The organism is Nonomuraea endophytica (assembly GCF_014203235.1).
Lineage (GTDB): Bacteria > Actinomycetota > Actinomycetes > Streptosporangiales > Streptosporangiaceae > Nonomuraea > Nonomuraea endophytica.
Genome location: NZ_JACHIN010000006.1, coordinates 43,720 through 65,679, shown reverse-complemented (window position 1 = coordinate 65,679; position 21,960 = coordinate 43,720). Strand labels below are relative to the sequence as shown.

Genomic DNA, 21,960 nt, shown 5'->3' with positions numbered 1-21,960 from the left:
GTTCAGCGCCGCAGGTCACGTCCGGCGAAGACCAGCCACAGGTACGGCAGCGGCAGCATCGCCAGCCAGAACAGATGCGCCTGGTCCCAGTAGCCGAACCCGCACGCCGCCGGCCAGAGCCGGACCTGCTCCGGCAGCAGGATGGTCCCCAGCACCATCGCCATCTGCACCACCACCGCCGCCATGGCCGCCTGCCGCCCCGGCGCGAACCGCACCGCGCTCGCCGCGGCCGCCAGCGCGATGCCGAGACAGACGCCCACCTCGATGAGCAGGTCGCCCACCGGGAACAGCGCGTCGGCCGGCAGGCGGGTCAGAACATAGGCGAAGGCCGCCAGCCAGATCGCGATCGCCACGCCGCCGGGCAGCAGGCAGCGCAACGCCTGCCGTACCCAGCGCGGGACCGCGGCGGCCCCGAGATCGGCGGACATGGCGTCGACCAGCCCGAACGCCGCCGCCCCGCCGAGCAGCGTGCCGCAGACGCACATGAGCACGAGCGCGTCCCACCGGGCAGCACCTGACCGAAGCCCACCAAGCTGACCAGTGCGGGGAACGGTCTCACGCTGTATCTATCGCAGCGCCGGCGCCCGCCGGTTCTGACGGGTGCGCGGCGTTCACCCGGTCGGCGGGTCCGCAGGCCGTTCGATGGTCAGTGGGCTGGTCAGGGCGCGGTGCACCGGGCACTTGTCGGCGATCTCGTGGAGTTTGCCCCGCTGCTCGTCGGTCAGGTCGCCGGTGAGCGCGAGGTCCTTGACGACCGTGTCCTTGCCCTTCCTGCGCAGCGTCACCGTGACGTGTTCGAGGGGGATCTGCTTGGCGTCGGCGTACATGCGGACCGTGATCGACGTGCACGCGCCGAGCGCGGCCAGGAGCAGGTCGAAGGGGCCGGGACCGGAGTCGTCGCCGCCGAAGGAGCGGGGCTCGTCGGCGATCAGCCGGTGCCGGCCCAGCGTGACCGACTGCTGGTACCTGCCCGCGCGGGTCTCCTCCACCGTGACCACGCCCGGCTCGCCGTCCGCCTCCGGCGCGACGTCGATGTAGCGGCCGGCCCACGCGGCCAGGACCTCGGCCACATAGGCGGCGTCCTCGCGGTCGGTGAGCAGGTGGTCGGCGCCGTCCAGGGAGACGAAGGACTTGGGGTGGCGGGCCGCGTCGTAGATGAGCCTGGCGTTCTCCACGCCCACCAGCTCGTCCTGCGGCGCGTGCATGACCAGCAGCGCGCGGCGCAGCCCGGCGATGCGCTCGTGCTGGTCCTGCTGCCTGATGTCGGCGAGAAACTCCTCGCGGATCCGGAACGGCCGGCCCGCCAGCACCACCTCCGCCACCCCGCTCGCCTCGATCTCCGCCCGCGATGAGCCGAGCAGGTGCTCCACGTGCGAGGTGTCGGCCGGCGCGCCGATGGTGACGACCGCCTTGGCCTCCGGGATCAGATTCGCGGCCGCCAGGACGGCGGCGCCGCCCAGCGAGTGGCCGATGAGGATGCTCGGCGCCCCGATCGTCTCGCGCAGATGGCCGGCCGCGCACACCAGATCGCCCACGTTGGAGGTGAACGTGGTGTTGGCGAAGTCCCCGCCCGAATCGCCGAGCCCGGTGAAGTCGAAGCGCAGGACGGCCACGCCGCGCGCCGCCAGCTCACGGGAGATCCGTGCGGCGGCGACCGAGTCCTTGCCGCAGGTGAAGCAGTGGGCGAACAGCGCCGTCGCCGCCACCGGCCCGGAGGGCAGCTCCAGGCGGCCGGCCAGCGGTTCCCCACCGGAGCCGGGGAAGAGCACCTTGGTGTGGTTCATGCGCTCCAGTGTGCTGGAGCGCCCCGAGCCTCTCTCGCCCGGATCCCCTTCGTCAACGCCTCGCCTGCCAGGAGGAGAAGCCGTCCCGCAGGTGCTCGAAGGAGTGGTCGACGTGATCCTGCGACCACGCCGCGTCCTCAAGGCGCCGGGCCGGATCGCCCTGGGGGCTCCAGGCGTAGCCGTACGGGCTGGCCAGGTTCTCGCCCTCCTGGAAGACGACCACGCCCCGCTCGCGGCGGACCTCCTCGAACGCCAGCCCGCCGACGGTCCTGGGGCCGAGCCGTTCGCCGTCCTTCAAGGTGCGGGCGACCGCCTCCATCTCGGCTGCGGCGCCGCTGAAGCGGGGGTCGTCGGTGCTTCGGAAGGCCACCAAGGCCACCATCATGACGTCGCCGAGGATGAGGACGCCCAGGACCGCCAACGCTCGCACCATTGCCGCATTTGAGCCTGGAATGACCTTGGGCCGACGACAGCCGGGATGCTCCTGGTGATCGTGGCGTTGCTACCGGAGCGGGTGTTACTTCGCGGCCCAGTCGCGGTAGTGGGTCGGGCCCAGGGTGGCGCCGTCGCCGGGGACCAGCGAGCGTTCGAGGACCTCGGCTCCGAAGTACTGGGCGTGCGGGTCGGTGACCACCTCGCGCGGGTCGCCCCACCCGGCCAGCGTCTCGCGGAAGAACTCGTCCATCCGGAACCGCTCGGGTCCGCCGATCTCGATCCGGCCGTTCAGCGGCGTGCCCACCGCCACCGTCGCGAGCACCTGGGCGACGTCGTCGCCCGCGATGGGCTGGAAGAACACCGGCGCCATCCGCACCCGGCCGCCTTCGGTGGCGTCGTCGGCGATCCGCCGCACGAACTCGAAGAACTGGGTGGCGTGCACGAGCGAGAACGGGATCGACGACTTCTCGATCAGCTGCTCCTGGGCGACCTTCGCCCGGAAATAGGCGTTGCCGGGCGGCCGCTCCGTACCCACGACGGACAGGGCGACGTGGTGGCCGACGCCGGCGGCGCTCCCGGCGGCGAGCAGGTTGCCGGTGGAGGTGCGGAAGAAGTCCAGGACGGCCGTCTCCTCGAAGGAGGGGGAGTTCGACACGTCGATCACCACCGACGCGCCCGCCATCACCTCCGTCAGCCCTTCGCCGGTGAGGGTGTTCACGCCGGTGTTCGGCGCGGCGGCCACGGCCTCGTGACCCTGCGCGCCCAGCCTTGCCACGACCTTCGACCCGATCAGGCCGGTTCCGCCGATCACCACGATCTTCATGACTGACCCTCCTGTCCGCCTCCGAACCTGTGACACCTTGGCCGGTCCCCGAAGGTCAGTCGCGGTAAACGGGATTCTTCGCCACGTACCTACGCGATTCCACCCAGGCGGTAGATCAGCGTGTGCGGGCCGTCCTGCGCCTGCACCCACAGGCGGCCCGTGCCGGGCTCGGGGGCGATCCGGGTGATCCCGCTCCCGCGCGGCAGAACCGTCCTGCGCCACGTGCCCTTCACCCAGCGCAGCACGTACGGCCGGCCGTACGGATTGGCGGCCAGCCACAACCCGCCGGTCGCGTCCACGGCCAGCCCCGCCACCCCGGTCCTGTCCAGGGGCGGCTCGACCTGCCGCCAGGCGGCGCCGTCCCAGCGCAGCAACACCCGCGCCGCACCGTGGTGACCAAGGCACGCCTCCGGCTTGGACACCATGGCCACCGCCCACGCCCCGCCGGGACCGGAGGTCAGGCGCTCGATCGCATAGTCCTCCCACGAGCGGCACCCGAACGAGGTCACCGGCGGCGCGACCTGCCGCCGCCGCCCGTTCTCCCAGCGCAGCATCCCTTCGTGGTTGACCAGCCAGGGCGGCGCCACCTTGGTGAACTGGGTGTCGAAGCTCTGATCGCCGCCGGTAGCGACGTCACGCCACTCCGTGCCGTCCCAGTAGCGGACGCCGACGCAGACGCAGTCCTCAGGCCCGCCCTGCTCACCCACCCAGACCCGGTCGCGAGCCGCCACCGCCTGCGGCCCCACGGCGAACTCCCCGCGCGGGAACGGCCTGCTCACCCACCGGCCGCCCTGCCACTGCAGCGGCTGCTCCCCGCCGAACAACCACAGGTCGTCACCGGCGGGCGAGGTGACCAGGCTCCCGTACTCGCTCCAGAAGCGCGGTGGTTTGCCCGCCGGGCTCCAGGCGCGGCCGTCCCAGCGCCGCAGCGCGCCGTCCTTGCCGATCAGCCACGCCTCACCCGACGCGGTCGCCGCCATCGACTGGACGGCCGCCCGCTGGGTGAGCGTCAGCTCCCACACCGGCCTCGACGGCCCGCCGCCCGACAGGCAGGCGATCAGCAGGACGATCACGGCCGGCACCCGCATGCGGCCCCTCTCGGCTCGGGGGCCGACAGCCTACCGGCCGGGCCCCGGACGGCGGGGGAGTGAACGTGGCTGAAAGCGTGCTGTGTGCGGTTTGTGAGTGGAGGGCCGGAGGGTGGGGTCGTTCGTTTCACCTAGCACCCGGAGGAACCGGTCCATGTCGCAACGTGTCCTTTCTGTCGTGGCGTCCGCGCTGGTCGTGGGCCTGGCGGCGACGCTCCCGGCCGCCGCCGCGCCGCCGTACCCAAGCACCGAGAAGCGGGGCGCGCACCTGCAGCGGCTGGCGCGCGAACTGGTGGAGGCCGGGGCGCCCGGCGTGATCGTGCGGGTCGACGACGGCCGCGGCCGGCCGGTCGAGATCGCCGAGCAGGCCGCGTGGACCCGGCGCGATCACCTGCTCAAGGCGGGCGACGAGTTCCGGGTCGGGTCCAACACCAAGGCCATGACCGCCACCCTCGCACTGCAACTGGTCGCCGAGGGCAAGCTCGCCCTGACCGACCCGGTGGACAAGTGGCTGCCCGGCAAGGTGCCCAACGGCCGGGCGATCACGCTGCGCATGCTGCTGAACCACACCAGCGGGCTGTTCGACTACACCCAGGACGCCGCGCTGCGACCGTCGATGCTCGGCAAGGACCGGCGGCGCTGGACCTCGGACAAACTGCTCGCGGTGGGGGTGAAGCACCCGCCGCTGTTCGCGCCGGGCACGAAGTGGTCCTACAGCAACACCGGGTACGCGGCCGTCGGCGCCATCCTGGAACGGGTCACCGGCCGGAGCCTGGCCGACCTGATCCGCGACCGGATCGCCCGCCCGCTCGGCCTCAAGTACACCTACTACCCGGCGGACGGCACCTGGCGCGGCTCCCACGCCCGCGGCTACGAGCGCGACGCCGCCCACATGCCGCCGAGCGTCCCGGCCGCGTTCAGGGACCTCGCCGGGCCGCGCCGCCACGGTCACGTGGACGTCTCCGGCCACGACCCCGGGTGGGGCGCGGCGGCCGGTGCGGTGGTGTCCACCACGCAGGACTGGGCCCGGTTCCACAGGGCGCTGATGTCGGGCAAGCTGCTGCCCGCCGCCCAGCTCGCCCAGATGCGCACGACGGTGCCGGTGGACCCGGCCCGGCCGGACGGGCCCGGCTACGGCCTGGGCGTTCAGACCGGCACTACCCCGTGCGGAACGTTCTGGGGTCACGACGGCGGCATGCCCGGCTACCTGACCACCACCCTCACCGACCGCACCGGCGGGCGAACGGCGAGCGTCGTCATAGCTACGGAGTACTGGGCCGAGTTCGAGGCCGACCCGAAGATCGCCAAGGCCGCCCGGGCGTTGCAGAGCGCGGTGACGTGCACGATGTTCGGCAAGCCGCAGGCTAGCTGACCGGCCCGGAGATGATCGCCGACACCAGGCCCTCGGCCTCGGCCCGCGACATCGCCGCCCCCGCCGCATGGGCTGCCGCGAACCCGGCCGCGCCCAGGGCCTCCGCGGCCCGCCGCGTGACCGCCCGCACGTCGGCGTCGCCGGGCTCGTCCCACCCGCGCAGCACGATCGCGGCCCCGAGCAGCCGCCCCGCCCGCTCACGATGATCAAGTTGTTCCCCGAGAAGTTGTCCTGCACGCTCACGATGATCAAGCAGTTGTCCCGCCGCGAGGGCGACCGCGATGGTGGCGGCGACCGGGGTGTTCCACGTCAGCGTCACGTGCACCGCCGGGTGGTCCAGGCGGCGTACCGCCTGCTCGGGGTGGCCCTCGGCGGCGTCAACGTGGGCGAGCACGGCCAGCAGCAGCGCGGCCAGGTGCGGCGTCGAACGGCCGGGCGCGGCCTCCGCCAGCCCGGCCATGGCATGCTCGCGAGCCGCGTCGAGCTTCCCGGCCCGCCACTCCAGCCGGGCCAGCCCGAGGCAAACCTGGGCCCGCGACTCCGCCGACCCGACCCGCTCCAGCAGGTACGCGAACTGCCGCCGCCCGCCCTCCACGTCACCGGCCTCGGCCAGATGCGTCGCGGCGGCCACCTCGCTCTCCATCGTGTGCTCGGCCATACCAAGCTCCTGGAAGCAACGGCCGGCCCGCTCGGCCATCCCCAGCGCGGCGTCCGGGTCGCCGGACCGGCGCAACGCCGTGCTCAGGGTGCTCAGCGTGGTCCCGAGTCCCCACCGCTCGCCGACCCCCTCGAACCCGGTCAACGCCTCCGACAGCAACTGCGCCGCATCGGCGGCCTGCCCGGCGTTCATGGTCAGCACGCCGCGAACCAGCAACGTGAGCGACCGGCCCCACAGATCCACCCGCTCACCCGACAGGGCCGGTAGATTCGCCCGCTCACCCGGCTGGCTCCACAGATCCGCCCGCTCTCCCGAGCGGCCCGGCAGATCCACCCGCTCACCGGGCCGGCTCCGCAGTTCCCCGCGCTCCCCCGAGGAGCCCGGGAGGTCCACCCGCCCGTCTGAGGGGTTCGGCAGGTTCGCATCCGAGCCGATGGCCAGAGCCAGCCCGGCCATCTCCAGGACGGGGTGGGCGCCGGGCGCGGCCAGCTCCAGCGCCGTCCTGATCTGGGCGAAGGCCGCCTCGCTCTCCTCCGGACGGCTGATGGTCTCGGTGGTGGCGAGGGCATGGGCGGCGACCACCAGCGCGCGGGCCGCCGGATCGCTCGCGCCGCGAACCTGGAGCACCCGGCCGAGCAGGTCCAGTGACTCCGGCGGATGATCGCGCAGGAACCAGAACCAGCTCAGCGCGACGCCGAGCCGTACCGCGAGATCGGCGTCGCCGGACTCGGCCGCCCAGCGGATCGCGGCCGCCAGGTTGTCGCGCTCGGCGTCCAGGCGGGCCAGCCAGCGCAGTTGGTCGGCGGTGCGCAGGTACGGGTCGGCGGTCTCGGCCAGGTGGAGGAAGAAGCGGGCATGGCGGTCGCGTACGGCATCGGGCTGCTCCTGTCGGCGCAGCCCGTACTCGCGGATGGTTTCCAGCATGCGGTAGCGCGGCCGCAGGGGGTCGGCCGACTCCGCCGGGTGCAGCAGGGACTTGTCGACCAGCGCCGTCAGCAACTCGCCGACGTCGTCCGTCCCGCCGATCGCCGCCGCCGCGTCCTCGGTGAACGTGCCGGGCACGACCGCCAGCCGTTCCAGCAAGGTCCGCTCGTCGGTCTCCAGCAGGTCCCAGCTCCACGCGACCGCCGCACTCAGGGTCTGATGGCGCGGCAATGCGGTACGGCTGCCGCCGCTCAGCAGCCGGAAGCGGTCGTCCAGCCGGGCCGCGACCGCCTCGACCGGCAGGGCGCGCAGCCGTGCGGCGGCCAGTTCGATCGCCAGCGGCAGGCCGTCCAGGCGGCGGCAGATCTCGACCGCGGCCGTCAGCGCGTCGCCATCCAGGGTGAAGCCGGGGCGCACCGCGGCGGCCCGGTCGGCGAACAGCCGGACCGCCGCGCAGGCCCGAGCTTGTGCGGTGGTCGAGCCCGGGTCCGGCAGTTCCAGTGGGAGTACCGGGTGCAGGTTCTCGCCGTCGATCCGCAGGGGTTCGCGGCTGGTGGCCACCACCCGCAGTCGTGGGCATCGGCCGAGCAGGGTGGCGGCGAGCGTGGCGGCGGCCTCGATCACGTGCTCGCAGTTGTCCAGGACCAGCACCACGTCGTCGTCGGCGAGGTTGTCGGCAAGGCGGTCCACGATCTCCTCTGGGGCGACGGGCCGCGCCGGACCAGGCTCCTCGCGTGCCCGCAGCCGGTCGAGCACCGCCCGGGGCACGTCGTCGGCGCTCACCGGGGCCAGCGGGATGAACCACACCCCGCCCCTCGGCGTGAGCCGCCTGCCGACGGTGTTGGCCAGCCGCGTCTTGCCCGACCCGCCCGGACCGGTCAGCGTGACCAGCCGGACCCGGCCGAGCAGCCCGGCCACGCGGCGCACGTCATCGTCGCGGCCGACGAAGCTGGTCAGCGGAACGTCCAGGTTGCCGGGTGGCCGGCCCAGGTTGCCCGGAGGGCGGTCCGAGCTGCCGGGCGGGCGGTGCAGGTTGCTCGGAAGGGGGTCCGGGCTGCCGGAGGGGCGGTCCAGGTTGCCGGGCGGGTGGTCCGGGGTGCCCGGAGGGCGGCGGGGTTGGCCGCGCAGCACCGCCAGGTGGGCTTCCCGGAGGTGGGGACCGGGGTCGCTGCCGAAACTCTCCGCGAGCAGGGCGCGGATGCGCTCGTAGGCGGCCAGCGCCTCACCGCCACGGCCCGTCAGCGCCAGGGCCCGGATCAGCTGGGAGTGCAGGCGTTCGCGCAGCGGGTGCGCGGCGGTCAGCGCCTCAAGCTCGGCAACCAGGTCAAGATCGGCACCCAGCGCCCGGTCAAGACCGGCACTCGGCGCCCGGTCAAGATCGGCCCCCAGCTGCAGGTCGGGGCCGAGTGCCAGGTCGGCTTCGATGCGGTCTTCCAGGACGGCCAGTCTGGCGCGTTCCAGCCGTTCGGCCTCCGCGGCGGCGAATGGCGCCGATCGCACGTCGGCCAGGGCGGGGCCGCGCCACAGGCTCAGGGCTTCGCGCAAGATGACCGTGGCATCGGCGGGCGTACGGCGTGCTTCGCGGGCCAGGCGTTCGAACCGGAGCGCGTCGACCGCGTCCGGTTCGACGGCCAGCCGGTACCCGTCCGGGCCCGAGGGCAGCAACCCGGGGTCGCCCAGCAGCCGCCGTAGCCGCGACACCAGCGTCTGCAGCGCGTGCAGGGGAGCCTCCGGTGGCGTCTCGTCCCACAGGTCCTCGATCAGCGCGGCCGGCCGTACCGCGTGCCCGGCCGCCAGCGCCAGCCGGGCCAGCAGCGCCCGCAGCCGCGCGCCCCCGACCGGCGTCGGCCCCGCAGCGGTCTCCAGCGCCAGCGAACCGAGCACGCCGACCCGCACGCCGGCCCGCAGCTCAGCCTCGGTCACCTTCGCCATGGCGTGCAGTCTGTCAGAGCGCGCGCAGCCAGTCGTACCAGGCGGAGGTGCCGTCGCCGCGGGTAGCGGACAGGGGCAGGACGGGGGCGTGGGCGTTGACGCGGCTCAGGTGGGTCTGGAAGGTGGCGAGGGGGAAGTCCAGGTACGGCATCAGGTGATCGTGTTGGCCAGGACCAGGTCCGCCTCGACGAACACGCCGGCGGCGTCGTTGCCCACCCTTCCGGTCAGGCCGAGGCGGGTGGCCAGCGCGTACACGAAGGGCCGGAACCCGACCCCTTGGACGACGCCCTCGACCCGTATCACCCGCCCAGTGTGCGCCCGCCGCAGCGGACGCGCACGGCTTGAGTGTCAGGCGGTCGGCTTGAGCGCGGCCAGGACCTCTTCGGCGACGCGGTGGGCGGACTGGGGATTCTGGCCGGTGACCAGGCGGCCGTCGCGGATGACCTGGGGCTGCCAGTCCGGGCCTGGCACGTGCGTGGCGCCCAGTTCGGACAGCCGGTCGGCCAGCGAGAACGGCACCACGTCGGTCAGCCCGACGGCGGCCTCCTCCTCGTTGGTGAACGCGGCCACCCGCCGGCCCGCCACCAGCGCGGTGCCGTCCTCCAGCGTGAGGCCGACCAGCCCGGCCGGGCCGTGGCACACCGCCGACACCACGCCGCCGTCGGCATAGATGGCGCGCGCCAGGGCGGCGAGTCCGGTGTTGCCGGGAAAGTCCCACATGGCGCCGTGGCCGCCCGCGAACAGGATGGCGTCGTAGCGGGAGGGGTCCACCTGGTCGGGACGCGGGGTCGAGGTCACGGCGGCCGACTCCAGGAAACGGCGCTGGGCCGGGTCGTTCAGGTCGGTGCCGTCGCGGGGCGGCTCGCCACCCGCGACGCTGACCAGGTCGACCTCGTACCCGGCCGCGGTGAAGACCTCCCACGGATGGGCGGCCTCCGACACGTAGAAACCGGTGGGCCGCCCGGTGCTGCCCAGCTCACCGTGGCTGGTCAGGGCGATCAGGATGCGCTTCGTCATGCGGCCATGATGGCCCGCGGAAGCCATCAGAATCCAATAGCACAGAGCGCGTGTATGCATCAGAATTCTGATATGTCCATCTCGTATGACCTGCTGCGGACCTTCCTGGCCGTCTACCGGTCCGGTTCGGTCACCCGCGCCGCCGAACTGCTCGGCCTTTCACAGCCGTCGGTGACCGCGCAGGTCAAGGCGCTGGAGACGGCGCTGAAGCGGCCGTTGTTCGAACGGCTGCCGCGTGGGATGGCGGCCACGGCCTCGGCCGACCAGCTCGCCCGGCGGATCGCGGCGCCGCTCGACTCGCTGGAAGAACTGGTGATGGGCGACCTGAGCGGCCCCGCCGCGGCGTTCGGGCGGGCGGTGCACCTGGGCGGGCCCGCGGAGCTGATGTGCGAGCGGGTGTTGCCCGCGCTGGCCGTGATGGTGACCGGCGGTCTGCAACTGCGGGTCACGCTCGGGCTGCCGGACGGGCTGCTGGCCACCCTGGCCGACGGCGGGCTGGACCTGGTCGTGTCCAGCGTCAGGCCGCGCAGGGGCGGGCTGCGGGTGGAGGCGCTGTGCGACGAGGAGTTCGTGCTGGTCGCCGCGCCCTCGTGGGCGCCGGACGCGGTGGACGAGGCCCCGCTGGTGGCCTACGCGGAGAACCTGCCGATCCTGCGCCGTTACTGGCGCAGTGTGTTCGGGACCCGGCTGGGGCGCTCACCGGCCGTGGTCGTGCCCGATCTGCGCGGCGTGATGGCGGCCGTGGTGGCGGGGGCCGGGGTGAGCGTGCTGCCCCGATACCTGTGCGCGGGGGAACTGGCGGCCGGCCGGCTGGTCACCCTCCTCGAACCCGAGATCGCGCCGCTCAACACCATCTTCCTGGCGTCTCGGGCTGGGGTGACGCATCCGGCGGCGGCCGCCGTACGGGATCATCTTCTGGCCGAAGGCCGGAACTGGTCGTCGTGAGGGTCAGTAGGAGCGGCCGAACAGCACGCGCTTGCCGTACGCGCCGGGCTGACCGCAGCGGACGCAGACGCCGCCCGAGGGCGGCGCGTCGAGCGGGACGCACCGCGGCGTGGCGGCGGTCTCGGCCTTGATGTCGTCCTCGCAGACGGCGCGGCCGCAGTGCGGGGCCGAGGCCCAGCCCGAGGTGACGCCGTCGGCGAACGCCTGCCAGGTGTCGGCGGTGCGGGTGCGGGCCTCGCGGAACTCGGTGGCCCGGCGCAGGAGGAAGGCCTGGAAGTCGGCGAGCACGCCGGGCATGATCTCGGCGACGGAGCCGAGCGGGATCGTCCGCTTGCCCTCCTGGCCCAGCCGCATGGCCATGACCACGGTGCCGGACTCCAGGTCACGCGGGCCGAGTTCGAGCCGGACGGGGGCGCCGCGCAGCTCCCAGTCGTTGAACCGGTAGCCGGGCGAGAGATGGTCGCGGTCGTCGACGTGCACGCGGACACCGGCCGCCTTCAGCCTGCCCGCCAGCTCGCGGGCCGCCGCCGGGACCTCCTCGCCGCGGCCGATCGGGACGATCACCACCTGGTACGGCGCCAGCCGAGGCGGCAGCACCAATCCCTTGTCGTCGCCGTGGGTCATGACGACGGCGCCGATCATCCGCGTGGTCATGCCCCACGAGGTGGTGTGGCACCGTTCGAGCCGCCCGGCCTGCGAGGTGTATTGGATCTCGAAGGCGTCGGCGAAGTTCGTCCCCATGTAGTGGGAGGTGCCGGACTGAAGCGCCTTGCCGTCGCGCATCATGGCCTCGACGGTGAACGTGCGCACCGCGCCCGCGAACCGCTCCCCGGGGGTCTTCTCACCGGGCACCACGGGCAGCGCCGCGATGTCGCGGCAGACCTCGGTGTAGAGGCCGAGGGCCAGCATCGTCTCCCGCATCGCACCGGCCTCGTCGGCGTGCGCGGTGTGGCCCTCCTGCCACAGGAACTCCGTCGTGCGCAGGAACATCCGGGGCCGCAGCTCCCAGCGCACGACGTTCGCCCACTGGTTGAGCAGCAAGGGCAGGTCGCGGTGGGAGGAGACCCACTTGGCCATCATCTCGCCGATGATCGTCTCCGAGGTGGGCCGGACGACCAGCGGCTCTTCCAGCTCCTTGCCGCCCGCGTGCGTGACGACCGCGAGCTCGGGCGCGAAGCCCTCGACGTGCTGGGCCTCGCGCTGCAGGTAGCTCTCGGGGATCAGCAGCGGGAAGTACGCGTTCTCGTGGCCGGTGTCCTTGATCCGCTGGTCCAGCTCGGCCTGGAGAAGCTCCCACAGGCGGTAGCCGTACGGTCGGATGACCATGGTGCCCTTCGCCGGTCCCCGGTCGACGAGCTGGGCCTTGGCGACCAGTTCGTTGTACCAGGCAGAGAAGTCCTCGCTCTGAGGTGTCACACCGCGTTCATCACGTCCCATGCAGGGAGGTTAGCGAGGGGTGGGGTGCCCCGGTCATCTGGTTTTTCCCGGGCGCTGCCGTACGGTGGGTAGTCACTTTCGCCGTAGGAGAGGACATCATGACGGGGTACGCGCCGGTGAACGGCTTGCGGATGTACTACGAGATCCACGGTTCCGGCGGGACGCCGTTGCTCCTGCTGCACGGCGGCCTGTTCAACATCGACCTGCAGTTCGGCCCGCTGCTCCCGGGCCTGGCCGCGACCCGCCAGGTGATCGCCGCCGACTTCCAGGCGCATGGGCGCACCAACGACATCGACCGGCCGCTGACCGTCGCCGGCCTGGCTTCCGACGTGGTCGGCCTGCTGGGCCACCTGAACGTGCCCCAGGTGGACGTCTTCGGCTTCAGCGTCGGCGGCGCCGTCGCGCTGCACCTGGCGATCCGCAATCCGGAGCTGGTCCGCAAGGCGGTCATCTCGTCGGTGTCGTTCCATCCGCGCGGGGACCGTTCCGAGAACACCGACGCCGTGGGCGAGATGACCGTCGACATGATCGCCGGCACCCCCATGGAGCAGGACTATCTCGCCAAGTCACCGCACCCGGAGCGGCTGCAGATCCTGCTGGACAAGCTCGGCGCCTTCGACCCCGGCTTCGCCGGCTGGTCGGACGACGAGGTCCGCGCCATCGCCGCCCCCACCCTGCTCACCGTGGGCGACTGCGACGCCGTCAAGCTCGACCACGCCGTGGAGTTCCTACGGCTGCGCGGTGGCGACGTCAACGGCGACTTCACCGGTGTGCCCGCTTCACAGCTCGCGGTCTTCCCCGGCACGACCCACTTCAACGGGCTCGGCCACACCGACGTGGTCCGTCAGGTCGTGCTGACCTTCCTGGACGCCCCTATGCCCGAGTGAGTCGCCTCAGGCGCAGAAGTCGGCGATGACGCGGGTGAGGACGTCGGTGAGGTGGTCCAGGGAGGCGAGGTCCACCCACTCGACGTCCGCGTGCGCGCCCCCGCCGTCGACGCCGAACAGCAGGCAGGGGATGCCGGCGCGGTCCAGGAGGGAGGCGTCGGTCCAGAAGGGTTCGGCGCGGACCGCGGGCGGACGGCCCAGGACCGCTCGCGCGTGGCGGGTCACCGCGCGGACCACCTCCGCCTCCGGGTCCGCCTCGAACGGATCGCGGCGCAGTCCGGGCTCCAGCCGGTAGCGGAAGGCGGGCACGGTGGCGGCGAGGTGGTCCAGCAGGGCGGTCAGCTCCGCCCGCGGGTCCTCGCCGGGGACGGTGCGCCGCTCCACCGTGATGCGGCATTCGGCCGGGTAGGTGGAGGGCTCGCGGCCGCCGTGGATGACGGACGCGTGGACGGTCCCGGCCCCGAGGAGCGGGTGGGCCGGGCTCCGCGCCAGCCGCGTGCCGAGTTTCTCCAGCGCGACCAGGAAGTGGCCGGCCTTGGCGATGGCGTCGACGCCGAGGTCGGGCCGCGAGCCGTGGGCCGCGCGGCCCTCGATGACCACGTCGAACCAGGCGAATCCCTTGTGAGCCAGGGTCACCTCAAGGTGGCTCGGCTCGGTGACGATCGCCGAGTCGGCGGTGAAGGACCTCAGCACCTCCTCGGTGCCGAAGCTGCCGTGCTCCTCGTCGGCGACGCAGGCGAGGATGACGTCGCCGCGTGGCCTGCGGTCGCGGGCGCGGGCGGCGGCGACCATCATGGCCGCGATGCCGCTCTTCATGTCGAACGCGCCCCTGCCGAACATCTTGCCGTCGTGGACACGCGGGCCGAGGGGGTCGCCGTCGTAGCCGGCCGTGCCCACGGTGTCGAGGTGGCCGTTGAGCATGAGCGACCGGCCGCCGCCGGTGCCCCGGGCGACGGCCACGAGCGACGGCCGGCCGGGACGCTCTTCCAGCCGGTGGACCTCGAAGCCGCGAGCGGCCAGCCACTCGCCGCAGAATGCGGCGACGGCGCTCTCTCCCGCCCCGCCCGGCACCAGGTCCGGATTGACGGAGTCAAGCGCGATCAACCGCTCCAGAACGCTTGCGGGGTCCATGAGTGATCAGGGTACGGACTCGGCGACCGGCTCGGTGCCCAGTTTCCGCGCGGCGGCCATGGTGGCGCGGCCGGACGGCAGCCGGGCGGCGAACGCGATCGCGATGACCGCAGCCACGCCCGCGGCGATCAGCAGGATCTCCACGCTGACCACGTCGGCCAGCGGCCCGAAGACCACGGTGCCGATGGGCGTGGCCAGGGCCATCACGATCGTGACGTAGCTGAACACGCGCCCCTGCATGCCGGGTTCGACGGTCTCCTGGATCAAGGTCATGAACGGCGTCGAGAACGGCGGCACCAGCAGCCCGATCACGAACATGAACCCGTAGAACACCCAGAGGTTGGTGCTCAGCCCGAGCGCGATGGTCGCCAGCCCGAAACCGTAGACGGCGGTCAGGATCAGCCCCACCGGGCTGCGCTTGGCCAGCACCGTGGACATCAGGACGCCGCCGAGCAGCATGCCCACGCTGAAGGCGACCTCCAGGACGGCCAGCATCCACTCCTCGCGGCCGAAGCTGCGCGCGACCATCAGCGGCGTCATGAACGTGGGCGCCACGGTGAGCAGGAAGATCGTCGCGTACACGACGAGCAGCCAGCGCACGACCGGCTGGCTCTTGATGTAGCGCATGCCCTCGACCAGGTCCTGCCGGTAAGAGGCGGTCGACTCGGTCACCCGCTCCAGCGTCGGGACGGCGACCATGGCGAGCAGCCCGATGCCGATGACCGCGGTGACGACGTCCAGGAAGAAGACCGGGACGACGCCGAACGCGGCGAAGATCGCTCCGGCGGCGGCGGGCGCGAGCAGCGCCATCGCCGAGTGGATCGTCTGGAAGATCCCGTTGACGCGCATCAGGTGCTCACTGGGCACGATCTGCGGGATCATCGCCTGCACCGCGGGCGTCTGCACTCCGGCTCCCACCGAGCGCACCGCCACCGCCAGCAGGACGATCCACAGGTCGGTCACGCCGTTGGCCATCAACATCGCGAGCACCAGCGTCGCCGCGGCGATGCCGCCGTCGGCGACCATGACGAGCACGCGGCGGTTCATCCGGTCCGCGAGCACCCCGCCGAAGATCGACACCACGCCCTGCGGCAGGAACGCCGCCACCGCGTAGAGGGCGACCGCCAGCCCGGACTGGGTCTGCAGCGTCACCCACCACATGACGACGTACTGCACAATCATCGAGCCGAACAGAGAAACGGTCTGCCCGGTCAGGAAAAGGGCGACGTTGCGCCGCCAGCCGGTGGTCGTGGTCATGTCGTCTTCCTCTGCGTTTGGATCGGGGCGCGGGCGGCCCGGCCAAACGCGGATCACCAGCAAAACCTTCGAACGGTTGAGCGACCTGAGAGATTCCCGTCGCCCGTTATCGGGAGATCAGCACCAGGAACTCGTTGCCGTCGGGGTCGGTCATCTCCACCCGGTCTCCCTCGCCCTGAGCGGTCACCGTGGCGCCGAGGGAGACGAGACGGTCGATCTCCGCCTGACCGGCGGCGGACAGGTCGTAGTAAAGCCTGTTCTTGCCGAGCTTGGGCGCCACGGGCGGACCGCCCCACGTGATCTTCGAACCGCCGTGCGGCGACTGGATCGCGGTCTCCTCGTCCTGGTCCCAGACCAGCGGCCAGCCCAGCGCCTCGCTCCAGAAGTACCCGACGGCCTGCGTGCCGTCGGAGGACAGCGCTCCGATGAACCCGGTGTCGGCCAGGAATTTGTTGCCGTACTCGATGACGCAGAACTCGTTGCCCTCGGGGTCGGCCAGCACCACGTGGCCCTCTTCCGGCAGCTGGCCGACGTCGATGTGCTCGGCGCCCAGTTCGAGCGCCCTCGCGACCGTCCGCTCCTGGCCTTCGGGCGAATCACTCGTCAGGTCGAAGTGGGCCTGGTTCGGGCCCAGCTTCTTGGCCTGGGTCGGAAGGAACCGGATCGGGAACTCGGTGCCGGCGCCCGGCAACAGCACGACGCCGTCGCGGGGGTCCTCGGCCACCTCCCGGCCCATGAGCTCGCCCCAGAAGCGGGCGAGACGGAGTGGATCGTTCGCGTCAAAGCAGAGCGCGGCGAACTGAGAGGTCATCCGGCGACTCCCATCAGATGAATTACGGTCAGGGGTGTAACCGACGCCACGCTAGTCGGCTGGCCGACGGCGCCGCCAACGCTTTATCCGGCGCCTTGCGTGTCCAGCAGCGCGGACGCCCATCGCCTTGCGGATCCGGCAAGACGTTGTGCCACCTGCGCATACCCGCTCTACCGTGGGGCCATGCACCCACACGACGCCTCCCACCACGACCAGGCGGAGATCCTCGACCTGGACGCCGAAGTCCTCGCCGACCACCTTGCCGCCATCATCGACTGGTTGCCGATCGCCCCGCCCCTTCGCCAGATCGTGGACCTCGGCTCCGGCACCGGCGCCGGCACCTTCGCCCTCCTGTCCCGTTTCCCCGAGGCGCACGTCATCGCCGTCGACTCCTCGCCCCAGCACCTTCACCGCCTGCGCGAGAAGGCGGGTGCGCGAGAGGTGGTCACGATCCAGGCCGACCTCGACACCGACTGGCCCGACCTGGGCACGCCCGATCTCGTGTGGGCCTCCGCCTCCCTGCACCACCTGGCCGACCCCGACCGCGCGCTGCGCGAGGTCCGCGACCTCCTCGCGCCCGGCGGGCTGCTCGCCGTCGTCGAGCTGGCCGGCTTCCCCAGATTCCTGCCCGAGTACGCCCCGCGGGACCGCCCCGGCCTGGAAGAACGCTGCCACGCGGCAGGCGCCCGCTTCCACGCCGAGCACGTGCCGCACCGCGGCGCCGACTGGGGGCCGAAGCTGACCGCCGCCGGATTCGTCGTCGAGGGCGAACGCACGCTCACCGTGAACATCGACGGCTCCGGCAGCGAGACGGTCGGCCGCTACGCCCTCGGCAGCCTGCGCCGCATTCGTGGGAGCGTCGTCGACGTACTCGCGCCAGAAGACCTCGCCGCGCTCGACCGGCTGCTCGACACCGACGGCCCGCACAGCATCCTGCGCCGCGACGACCTCGCGGTTCGCACGGAACGCACCGTCTGGGCGGCCCGCCCGAAGAAACGATGACTACGCGCCGGCAGGTACGCGCACAGCCTTGACCAGCAGCCACACCACGAACGAGAGCTCCGCGACCGCCGCCGGAGTCAGGGCGAACAGCGAGATCGCCGCCCCGAGATCGGGGGCCAGGAAGCGCGCGAACACGTCCACCAGGTGGCCGCAGCACCCGATCAGCAGCAGGACGCCGAGCACCTTGGGGAAGTAGCCCGACTTGACGACCAGGTACCCCAGCGGCAGCAGCCACAGGCCGAAGTACGTCTGGGAGATCAGGTAGCCGTCGCCCTGCAGGCCCGCGAACAGCAGCGTCAACTGGTCGGACCCCGCCTCGCCGAAGGCGCCGGTGTCCACCCGGCCGGTGGCGATCTTCAGCGCCGCGTGCTGGTTGAGCAGGCTGAGGCTCTGCATCGCGACGCTGACCGCCACGACGGTGACCATGGCGGCGGCGGCCACCTGGTTGACGTGTTTGAGCAGCAGATACAGGGTCATGCCGGTCAGCAGGAAGGCCGTGGCGCCCACGAGTTCGGCGGTGAAGCCGAGGCGGAACAGCCCGGCCGAGTCCCTGATGTTGTCGGCGGTGGCCGCCGCGTCGCCTGACTGGACGATGCGCGTGTTGACCAGCCCGGCGAAGATGGTGAACGCCGAGACGATCAGATAGAAGAAGCCGGCGGTCCTGGCGAGCTTCCTCGGGGAGTGGGCCGCGCGCGGGGCGGCGGCGATGACGGCGCTCACGCCGGACCGCCGGCGTGCGCGAGGGCCGAGGGGGTCAGCCGGCCGACGACGGCGGGGGCCTCGTGGACGAGGTCGTCGTCCTCCACCGCCTCGACCATGAAGCGGGCGTAGTCCACGCGACGGGTCATGTTGCTCGCGAGGATCGGGTCGCCCACGTGCCGGCTCCACACCGGCAGGCCCTGGCTGTCGCCCTCCTCCAGGTCGCTGCCGCGCACGACGGTCCAGCGGGCGTCGCTGGCGAAGATTCTCCGGCACGCCTCCACCTGGTCGTCCACGTCCACGACCCCGGCGATCTTCGCCAGCCGGCCGAACACGGCGGCGTAGAACTTGAAGGTGCGGGGATAGACGTCCTTTCCGTCGCGGGTGATGTGCCAGCCGCAGGAGAACACCAGGCGGGCGTCCTGTCGCGCGTGGTCGAGTACGGCCTGGGCCGTACCGGAGGCATAGCGTTTCCTGCCCCAGGGCACCAGCACGGTGAGGACGGCGTCGCAGCCCTTCACCGCCCGCGCGATGACCTCGGGGGTGTTGGTGGCCCCGGGGATCACCGTGATGCGCCCGTCGAAGTCGGCGAGCTTGGGCACGCTCTGCTCCCGGCAGACGCCCACGACCTCGTATCCCCGGTCCAGCGCGTGCTGCACCATGTAGCGCCCGAGCTTCCCGGACGCGCCGACGACGCACACCTTCTTCCCCGCTCCCGGCTGGCCGGCATTGCCTGGTTTCACGGCGCTCTCCCTTGCTCGCTACGGCTACACTTACGGCGTAAGGGTAGAACCTTGCAGTGTAAGGTTGTCAAGCCGTCCCAGCAGAACAGGCAGGAGAACGTCGTGGACACCGAGACAGCCGGCACGCCTGCGCCCCGGCGCAACACGCTCACCAAAGAGGTGGTGATCCGTACGGCGGTAGCGCTGGCCGACGAGGCGGGCACCGGCGTGCCGAGCATGCGCAGGCTCGGCGACCGCCTCGGCATCGAGGCCATGTCGCTCTATCACCATTTCCGCAACAAGGACCTGATCCTCGACGGCATGATCGACCTGGTCTTCAGCGAGATCGAACTCCCGCCCGGCGACCTTCCCTGGCAGGCGGCGATGCGCCTCAGGTCGGCCTCGATGCGCGACGCCCTCACCCGCCACCCGTGGGCGATCCGCCTGATGGACTCACGCACGAACCCCGGCCGGGCGACCCTGCGTCACCACAACGCGGTCATCGGCTGCCTGCGCTCGGGCGGCTTCTCGATCGCCGGCTCTTCACACGCGATGTCGGTCCTGGACAGCTACATCTACGGATTCACCCTCCAGGAGCTGAGCCTGCCGTTCACCTCGTCGGCGGGCCTTGAGGACGTGGCGGGTTCGATCATGGAGCAGTTGCCACACGAGGAGTTCCCGCACCTCAGCGAGATGCTCGCGGACCGGGGACTGAAGGGGGACTACGCGTACAAGGAGGAGTTCGACGTCGGCCTCGGCCTGATCCTCGACGGGCTGGAACGCGGCCGGGAAGGCTGGCGGTAGCCGGTGTCTCAGGCGAGGAAGCGCAGCAGTTCCTTGGTGACGAACTGAGGGTTCTCCTCGATGAGCCAGTGCCCGGCCTTCGGCACGTCCACCGCCCGCACGATGTTGGTCAGGCGCGGGGACACCGTGGCACGGATCGCCTTGATCTGACCCTGGGCGCTCATGACCAGGGCCGGGACGCGCACCGGCTTCGCCGCCTTGGCGTCGCTGACGTCCTTGTCGAGGCTGCGGTAGAGCTCGAACCCGCCGGACAGGGCCGAGGGACGGCTGTAGGTCCTGGCGTACTCGTTGATCTCGGCCTCGGTGAACGGCGATCGGGTCGAGGTGCCGCCGAACGCGGTCCCTCCGAAGGAGACCTGGGGGTAGAACAGGGCCAGGTAGTCGCGGACGTCGTTCCCCACCACCGTCTCGGGGACCTTCGGCTGGGAGTGGAAGGCGATGTGCCAGCTCAGCGAGCGGTAGGTGCGCGCGTCGATGCCGGGCCCCGGCAGCGGCAGGTCGAGGTAGCCGAGGCGGGCGGTGTCGGCGGGGAACTGGGCGGCGTACTGGAACGCCACGGCGGCGCCCAGGTCGTGCCCGATCACGCTGGCGTCCCGCACGCCCAGCCGGTCGGCCATCAGGGTGTGGACGTAGCGGGCGAGCGTGGCCTTGTCGTAGCCGGTCGGGGAGCCGGTGCTGTCACCCAGTCCGGGCAGGTCGACGGCGTAGACGGTGTGGTGCTTGGCCAGCTCCGGCATGATCGGCCACCAGCCGTACCAGGTCTGCGGCCAGCCGTGCAGCAGGACGACCGGCGGGCCGCTGCCGCCGGCCACGTAGTGCATCCGGACGCCGTTCACGTCGGCGAACTCGTGCCGGAACGTGCTCGTGAACTGGGGGTCGTTCCGGGTGGCGACGGAGTAGGCGGGAGCGGGCGTGGCGGGTGCGGGGCTCGCGGCCGGTGTGGCGCAGGCGCCCGCGCCGATCGTGAGCAGTACGGCGAGCGTGGTGGAGGCCAGCGCGCGGAGAAGACGGCGTGGCCGTGGTGCGGAGTTCATGTGTTCCTGTCCTGGATGAGTGGTGGAGTCAGCGGCCGGTCGCGCCGTCGATCAGCTCGCGGAGGATGTCCGCGTGGCCGGCGTGGCGGCCGGTCTCCTCGATCATGTGAACGAGCGCCCAGCGGACGCCGGCCGGGTCGGTGTTGCGGTCGAGAACCTCGTTCGCGCGCTCGACGGTCTCCCGGTAGCGGGTGACGACGTCGGCGACACTGTCGGTCGGCGCGGCCCGGAAGGTCGCCGGCCAGTTGGTGACCTTCTCCCCGAGGAACGTCGCGCGTTCGACGAAGGTGAGGTGGTTGAGCAGACCGAGCAGGTTCGTGCCCGACGGCACGCCCGCTGTTCTGACCTGTGGTTCCGGAGCGCCGTCGACCTTGGCGGCGATCGAGGTCCTGAGGTAGTCGAGGAAGCCGCGCAGGACTTCGGTCTCGCTGCCCCCGGTCCGTGGCGGCGGAGTGTCTCTACGGCGGGCCATCGTGGTCTCCTTAAGGTCAGGCCGTGCGGCGGATGAGCAGGACGTGGTCGGTGACCTCGGCGGTACGCCCGCCGGGACCCGTGGCGATCCGGCGGGGCGCGCCGGACCGTTCGACCGTCCACGCCGCCGGGTCCAGATCGAGCTCGGCCGCGACCTCCAGCGGGGCCGGAAACCGGGCGTCGGGATCCTGGTTCCAGGACCACGGCGTGGCCGAGCCGTGGTCGACGACCAGCAGGCGCCCGTCCACGCGCAGCGCGTGCGCGGCCGTCCGCAGGAGGCTCGCCCTGTCCAGGTCGAACGGCGTGTGCAGGTAGTGGGCGCAGATCAGGTCGAACCCGCCCCGCGGGAACGACTCGCGCAGGTCATGCCGCTCGGCGACGACCCGGTCACCCAGGCCGCGGGAACGGGCGAGGCGGGCCAGCCGTCCGACCGCCACCGCCGAGATGTCGGCGGCGGTGACGTGCCAGCCGCGCCGGGCCAGCCACAGCGCGTCGCCGCCGGCGCCGCAGCCGAGGTCCAGCGCGGCGCCGGGCGGCAGGTCGGCGACCGTCTCGGCGAGACGGTCGTTGGGCCGGGGGTCGGTGGCGGCCGGGCGGGCCGTGTAGACGCCGTCCCAGAACGTGGCCGCATCGGTGGTGCTCATCGAGGTTCCTTCCGTCGTGACGTGCCCAGGTTCGCCGGGCTCACGATGATTCGGCAAGGAAACTTGCGGTTCTGGCAAGATGG

Annotated in this window: 23 protein-coding genes; 5 read left to right on the top strand and 18 right to left on the bottom strand. The window is 72.1% G+C overall.

Annotated elements, in window-relative coordinates; genetic code table 11:
- Positions 1-2: 2 nt before the first annotated feature.
- From HNR40_RS22390 to HNR40_RS22370, 5 genes are all read right to left on the bottom strand, one after another.
- Positions 3-491, bottom strand: coding sequence for a hypothetical protein (locus tag HNR40_RS22390; protein ID WP_184964393.1), 489 nt, complete (start codon positions 489-491; stop codon positions 3-5).
- Positions 492-611: 120 nt separating this feature from the next.
- A complete protein-coding gene (locus tag HNR40_RS22385) occupies positions 612-1,784 on the bottom strand; it encodes a bifunctional alpha/beta hydrolase/OsmC family protein (protein ID WP_184964391.1) in 1,173 nt (390 codons plus the stop codon).
- Positions 1,785-1,836: 52 nt separating this feature from the next.
- The gene (locus tag HNR40_RS22380) at positions 1,837-2,217 is read right to left on the bottom strand and encodes a hypothetical protein (RefSeq protein ID WP_184964389.1); all 381 of its coding nucleotides are present in this window, start codon (positions 2,215-2,217) and stop codon (positions 1,837-1,839) included.
- 84 nt (positions 2,218-2,301) lie between these two features.
- Entirely contained in the window at positions 2,302-3,042 is a 741-nt protein-coding gene (locus HNR40_RS22375; RefSeq protein ID WP_184964387.1) for an SDR family oxidoreductase, read from the bottom strand.
- Positions 3,043-3,131: 89 nt separating this feature from the next.
- Positions 3,132-4,130: a hypothetical protein gene (locus tag HNR40_RS22370; protein WP_184964385.1), complete on the bottom strand. Its 999-nt coding sequence runs from the start codon at positions 4,128-4,130 to the stop codon at positions 3,132-3,134.
- Positions 4,131-4,284: 154 nt separating this feature from the next.
- Between HNR40_RS22370 and HNR40_RS22365 the strand changes: the two genes are divergently transcribed.
- Complete coding sequence (locus HNR40_RS22365) at positions 4,285-5,502, top strand: serine hydrolase domain-containing protein (RefSeq protein WP_184964383.1); 1,218 nt, start codon at positions 4,285-4,287, stop codon at positions 5,500-5,502.
- Here the strand turns inward: HNR40_RS22365 and HNR40_RS22360 are convergent.
- Genes HNR40_RS22360 through HNR40_RS22345 form a run of 4 tightly spaced genes read right to left on the bottom strand, consistent with a single transcriptional unit; the run spans position 5,495 to position 10,033 of the window.
- The gene (locus tag HNR40_RS22360) at positions 5,495-9,016 is read right to left on the bottom strand and encodes an AfsR/SARP family transcriptional regulator (RefSeq protein ID WP_184964381.1); all 3,522 of its coding nucleotides are present in this window, start codon (positions 9,014-9,016) and stop codon (positions 5,495-5,497) included. The two genes, HNR40_RS22365 and HNR40_RS22360, sit on opposite strands and share 8 nt — an antisense overlap.
- 13 nt (positions 9,017-9,029) lie before the next feature.
- Positions 9,030-9,167, bottom strand: a complete 138-nt coding sequence (locus HNR40_RS22355) for a P-loop NTPase family protein (protein WP_184964379.1) — start codon at positions 9,165-9,167, stop codon at positions 9,030-9,032.
- Complete coding sequence (locus HNR40_RS56430) at positions 9,167-9,319, bottom strand: acylphosphatase (RefSeq protein ID WP_312896477.1); 153 nt, start codon at positions 9,317-9,319, stop codon at positions 9,167-9,169. The genes HNR40_RS22355 and HNR40_RS56430 overlap by 1 nt, the downstream gene beginning before the upstream one ends.
- A gap of 45 nt (positions 9,320-9,364) precedes the next feature.
- Positions 9,365-10,033: a type 1 glutamine amidotransferase domain-containing protein gene (locus HNR40_RS22345; RefSeq protein ID WP_184964377.1), complete on the bottom strand. Its 669-nt coding sequence runs from the start codon at positions 10,031-10,033 to the stop codon at positions 9,365-9,367.
- A 72-nt stretch (positions 10,034-10,105) separates the two neighbouring features.
- On the opposite strand from HNR40_RS22345, the gene HNR40_RS22340 reads away from it, so the two are divergent.
- Positions 10,106-10,978, top strand: coding sequence for a LysR family transcriptional regulator (locus tag HNR40_RS22340; RefSeq protein WP_184964375.1), 873 nt, complete (start codon positions 10,106-10,108; stop codon positions 10,976-10,978).
- 3 nt (positions 10,979-10,981) lie between these two features.
- Here the strand turns inward: HNR40_RS22340 and proS are convergent, their stop codons facing one another.
- On the bottom strand, positions 10,982-12,415 hold the full coding sequence (gene proS, locus HNR40_RS22335; RefSeq protein WP_184964373.1) for a proline--tRNA ligase: 1,434 nt from the start codon (positions 12,413-12,415) through the stop codon (positions 10,982-10,984).
- A gap of 98 nt (positions 12,416-12,513) precedes the next feature.
- Here proS and HNR40_RS22330 point away from each other — a divergent pair, with 98 nt between their 5' ends.
- Complete coding sequence (locus HNR40_RS22330; protein WP_184964371.1) at positions 12,514-13,302, top strand: alpha/beta fold hydrolase; 789 nt, start codon at positions 12,514-12,516, stop codon at positions 13,300-13,302.
- 6 nt (positions 13,303-13,308) lie between these two features.
- Here the strand turns inward: HNR40_RS22330 and HNR40_RS22325 are convergent, their stop codons facing one another.
- The 3 genes from HNR40_RS22325 to HNR40_RS22315 all read right to left on the bottom strand — a co-directional run bounded on the left by HNR40_RS22325 (position 13,309) and on the right by HNR40_RS22315 (position 16,501).
- Positions 13,309-14,433 (bottom strand): ArgE/DapE family deacylase, encoded by a 1,125-nt coding sequence (locus HNR40_RS22325; RefSeq protein WP_184964368.1) that lies wholly within the window; start codon positions 14,431-14,433, stop codon positions 13,309-13,311.
- 6 nt (positions 14,434-14,439) lie between these two features.
- Positions 14,440-15,690 carry an MFS transporter gene (locus HNR40_RS22320; protein ID WP_184964367.1) on the bottom strand — a complete coding sequence of 417 codons (1,251 nt, stop codon included), beginning with the start codon at positions 15,688-15,690 and terminating at the stop codon, positions 14,440-14,442.
- A gap of 106 nt (positions 15,691-15,796) precedes the next feature.
- Complete coding sequence (locus HNR40_RS22315; protein WP_184964366.1) at positions 15,797-16,501, bottom strand: VOC family protein; 705 nt, start codon at positions 16,499-16,501, stop codon at positions 15,797-15,799.
- A gap of 183 nt (positions 16,502-16,684) precedes the next feature.
- Between HNR40_RS22315 and HNR40_RS22310 the strand changes: the two genes are divergently transcribed.
- Positions 16,685-17,503 (top strand): class I SAM-dependent methyltransferase, encoded by an 819-nt coding sequence (locus tag HNR40_RS22310; protein ID WP_184964364.1) that lies wholly within the window; start codon positions 16,685-16,687, stop codon positions 17,501-17,503.
- On the opposite strand, the gene HNR40_RS22305 is transcribed toward HNR40_RS22310, so the two are convergent.
- Together HNR40_RS22305 and HNR40_RS22300 are read right to left on the bottom strand one after the other, a co-directional pair.
- On the bottom strand, positions 17,504-18,223 hold the full coding sequence (locus HNR40_RS22305; protein WP_312896476.1) for a DUF4386 domain-containing protein: 720 nt from the start codon (positions 18,221-18,223) through the stop codon (positions 17,504-17,506).
- A complete protein-coding gene (locus HNR40_RS22300; RefSeq protein ID WP_184964362.1) occupies positions 18,220-18,945 on the bottom strand; it encodes an NAD(P)-dependent oxidoreductase in 726 nt (241 codons plus the stop codon). Before HNR40_RS22300 ends, HNR40_RS22305 begins: the two co-directional genes overlap by 4 nt.
- Before the next feature lie 102 nt (positions 18,946-19,047).
- On the opposite strand from HNR40_RS22300, the gene HNR40_RS22295 reads away from it, so the two are divergent.
- Positions 19,048-19,728, top strand: coding sequence for a TetR/AcrR family transcriptional regulator (locus HNR40_RS22295; RefSeq protein WP_184964360.1), 681 nt, complete (start codon positions 19,048-19,050; stop codon positions 19,726-19,728).
- A gap of 8 nt (positions 19,729-19,736) precedes the next feature.
- On the opposite strand, the gene HNR40_RS22290 is transcribed toward HNR40_RS22295, so the two are convergent.
- The 3 genes from HNR40_RS22290 to HNR40_RS22280 are packed head-to-tail and all read right to left on the bottom strand — an operon-like array spanning position 19,737 to position 21,877.
- Entirely contained in the window at positions 19,737-20,762 is a 1,026-nt protein-coding gene (locus HNR40_RS22290) for an alpha/beta fold hydrolase (protein ID WP_184964359.1), read from the bottom strand.
- A 28-nt stretch (positions 20,763-20,790) separates the two neighbouring features.
- Positions 20,791-21,234 (bottom strand): DinB family protein, encoded by a 444-nt coding sequence (locus HNR40_RS22285; protein ID WP_184964357.1) that lies wholly within the window; start codon positions 21,232-21,234, stop codon positions 20,791-20,793.
- A 16-nt stretch (positions 21,235-21,250) separates the two neighbouring features.
- Positions 21,251-21,877, bottom strand: coding sequence for an SAM-dependent methyltransferase (locus HNR40_RS22280; protein WP_184964355.1), 627 nt, complete (start codon positions 21,875-21,877; stop codon positions 21,251-21,253).
- Between the last annotated feature and the right edge of the window lie 83 nt (positions 21,878-21,960).